Source organism: Vibrio sp. V39_P1S14PM300, assembly GCF_009904765.1.
GTDB classification, from domain to species: Bacteria; Pseudomonadota; Gammaproteobacteria; order Enterobacterales; family Vibrionaceae; genus Vibrio; species Vibrio proteolyticus.
The window spans coordinates 1-2,578 of record NZ_WXWP01000383.1 but is presented as its reverse complement, the minus strand read 5'-3'; the positions used below and the strand labels follow the sequence as shown (position 1 = coordinate 2,578).

Here is a 2,578-nt window from a genome sequence, read left to right as displayed (position 1 = left end):
GAACAGACTCATCGATGAATCAAGAAACCTGGTACTCAGTTATTCCTCACTACGATCATTTTAATGCGTCCGTTGAGCAATACCAAAACATTTCCCATGTTAACTTTTTCACTGCTCAACCACGCCTGAAACAAGCGATCAACAAATTCGTAGCCGGAAAAGGACTAACAAAAGTACTGCTGGTCAATTCTCCGGACAATCCGGTATACAGGCAACTTCTGCAACAACACTTGTCTGACCTTGATTCTGCTGCACCGGTTATCTACACCGAATCCCTGGATCCAAAACATGTATTCGGAACGTACGAAGCTCATTCCGGCGAAGTCACAGTTCAATTGCCTGGCTTATTGGAAAAAGCAAATGGCGGGTACCTGGTATTGTCCGCCAACTTCCTGTTGAGCAATCCTATGAACTGGTTACTACTTAAAGCCGCCGTTTTTGGTGAGCCCGTACAGCAGATCAACTCAGCGCCGACGCACCTTAGCAACAATGTGACAGACAAACATTACAACGTAAAATTGGTCATTGTGGGCGATCGCGGCCAACTGGGTGAAATAGATTATCTGGACAGTGACATATACTCTGGCATGTGCATGTTTTCCGAGGTAGAGCCTGAAATCGAGCTGACAGAACAAAGTATCTCCACATATCTTGGCTATTTGAAATGGTTATGTGCTACTTACGATCTTCCCGAGTTAACTCAAAGTGGCATTGAGCGTCTGATGGTTGCCGGTGCACGTCTTACTGAAGACCAGAGCTACATGCCTTTGGATGTGATTTGGTATCGCTCACTACTTGAAGAAGTCAGTATTGATTTAACATCTGGTGACAACGTAACAAAAGAGACGTTGGATAAAGTCATTGATGCCCGCCTCTACCGAGAATCTTACCTGCCCGATCGCGCTCTGTCCGATATTCTCGATGGTCAGGTGATCATTGAAACCAAAGGTGAACGCGTTGGTCAGGTGAACGGGCTCACTGTGATTGATGTTCCCGGGCATCCGCTTTCATACGGTGAACCAGCGCGTATTTCGTGTGTCATTCACTTTGGTGACGGTGACATTTCTGACGTAGAACGTAAAGCCGAGTTGGGTGGCAACCTGCACGCGAAGGGCATGATGATCATGCAGGCCTTTGTAAGCAGCGCAATGAATCTCGATGAGCCCATGCCCTATTCTGCCTCCGTCGTATTTGAACAATCGTACTGCGAGGTCGATGGTGACAGCGCATCTCTCGCTGAACTCTGCTCTTTCGTGAGTGCGTTATCCGAGTATCCTATTAACCAACAGATTGCGGTCACTGGCGCGGTGGATCAATTTGGACGCGTCCAGGCAGTCGGCGGGTTGAACGAAAAAATCGAAGGCTTCTATCACGTTTGTAAACATCAGGGTCTGACCGGTTCACAAGGCGTTATTCTGCCCAAATCTAACCTGAAACATTTGGCGCTTCATAAAGATGTAGTGAAGAGCATTCAGGATGGAGAGTTCCATATCTGGTCTGTGTCGACGGTTGATGAAGCAGTACCTATTATTATGGGTAAACCTTTCAGGGGCGATGATGAAGAAAGTGTGATTCATAAAATCGCTGAACGCATCGAGAACTTTGAACGACACGAACACCCTACAGGCTTGATGGATCGAATAAAAAACTGGTTTGTCTAGAACTGATCGGAGTTGTTTAGCTTACACCTGTTCACTAAGATGCACCTGTCAAAAATTGGAGTAATTGATAATGCAAAACAAACGTGATTCATACAATCGTGACGATCTGTTAGCCTCTAGCCGTGGTGAGCTATTTGGTCCGGGTTACCCTCAACTGCCTGCGCCAAATATGCTGATGATGGACCGTGTTACCAAGATGTCTGAAACTGAAGGCGACTATGGTAAAGGTCTAATCCTGGCGGAGCTGGATATTACTCCTGATCTATGGTTCTTCGATTGCCACTTCCCTGGCGACCCTGTTATGCCTGGCTGTCTGGGCCTGGATGCAATGTGGCAACTTGTTGGCTTCTTCCTTGGCTGGGTTGGCGGCAAAGGTAAAGGCCGTGCACTGGGTGTCGGTGAAGTGAAGTTTACTGGTCAAATCCTGCCGACCGCAAAAAAAGTCACGTACGAAATCAATATGAAGCGTGTTGTAAACCGTAAACTGGTTATGGGCTTGGCTGATGGCCGCGTCCTTGTTGACGGTAAAGAAATTTATGTGGCAAAAGACCTGAAAGTTGGCCTTTTCCAGGACACTTCTGCTTTTTAATTAGCAGAGTGAATAAAAGCGGCTCACTTGAGTCGCTTTTTTGTTATCAATCAAATTAGTTATAGTGCATCAGATTACGATATGACAAACAAAAAGCCCCTTTCGGGGCTTAGTTCTCCATTTACAGTATGTGGATTTGAAGATTTTTACTTGTAGAGGCCAGCTTGTTTATCATCTCTGGCGTCACGCCAACCGCCTAACCAATACGATCGCACATCCATCTGTTGATAAGGGCATGTTTCCGACGAACGGCCGTTCAGACCTGCTTTATATCCTTGAGATTGCGCTCGTTCCAGGCGGTCACGCTTTTGTCTCTTCATAGTGTCGT

General features: G+C 46.5%; 3 protein-coding genes. 2 read left to right on the top strand and 1 reads right to left on the bottom strand.

Annotated features, from left to right (window positions below):
• Nucleotides 1-14 precede the first annotated feature (14 nt).
• Nucleotides 15-1,661: an AAA family ATPase gene (locus CAG65_RS19875; RefSeq protein WP_161454740.1), complete on the top strand. Its 1,647-nt coding sequence runs from the start codon at nt 15-17 to the stop codon at nt 1,659-1,661.
• Between the two features lie 70 nt (nt 1,662-1,731).
• Nucleotides 1,732-2,250, top strand: a complete 519-nt coding sequence (gene fabA / locus CAG65_RS19870) for a bifunctional 3-hydroxydecanoyl-ACP dehydratase/trans-2-decenoyl-ACP isomerase (protein ID WP_021703255.1) — start codon at nt 1,732-1,734, stop codon at nt 2,248-2,250.
• A gap of 146 nt (nt 2,251-2,396) precedes the next feature.
• On the opposite strand, the gene rmf is transcribed toward fabA, so the two are convergent.
• The gene (gene rmf, locus CAG65_RS19865) at nt 2,397-2,570 is read right to left on the bottom strand and encodes a ribosome modulation factor (protein ID WP_040902065.1); all 174 of its coding nucleotides are present in this window, start codon (nt 2,568-2,570) and stop codon (nt 2,397-2,399) included.
• Between the last annotated feature and the right edge of the window lie 8 nt (nt 2,571-2,578).

Coding starts and splice junctions, on each gene's coding strand:
- CAG65_RS19875 (WP_161454740.1), top strand. CDS start 15: ATGAATCAAGAAACCTGGTACTCAGTTATTCCTCACTACGATCATTTT.
- fabA (WP_021703255.1), top strand. CDS start 1,732: ATGCAAAACAAACGTGATTCATACAATCGTGACGATCTGTTAGCCTCT.
- rmf (WP_040902065.1), bottom strand. CDS start 2,570: ATGAAGAGACAAAAGCGTGACCGCCTGGAACGAGCGCAATCTCAAGGA.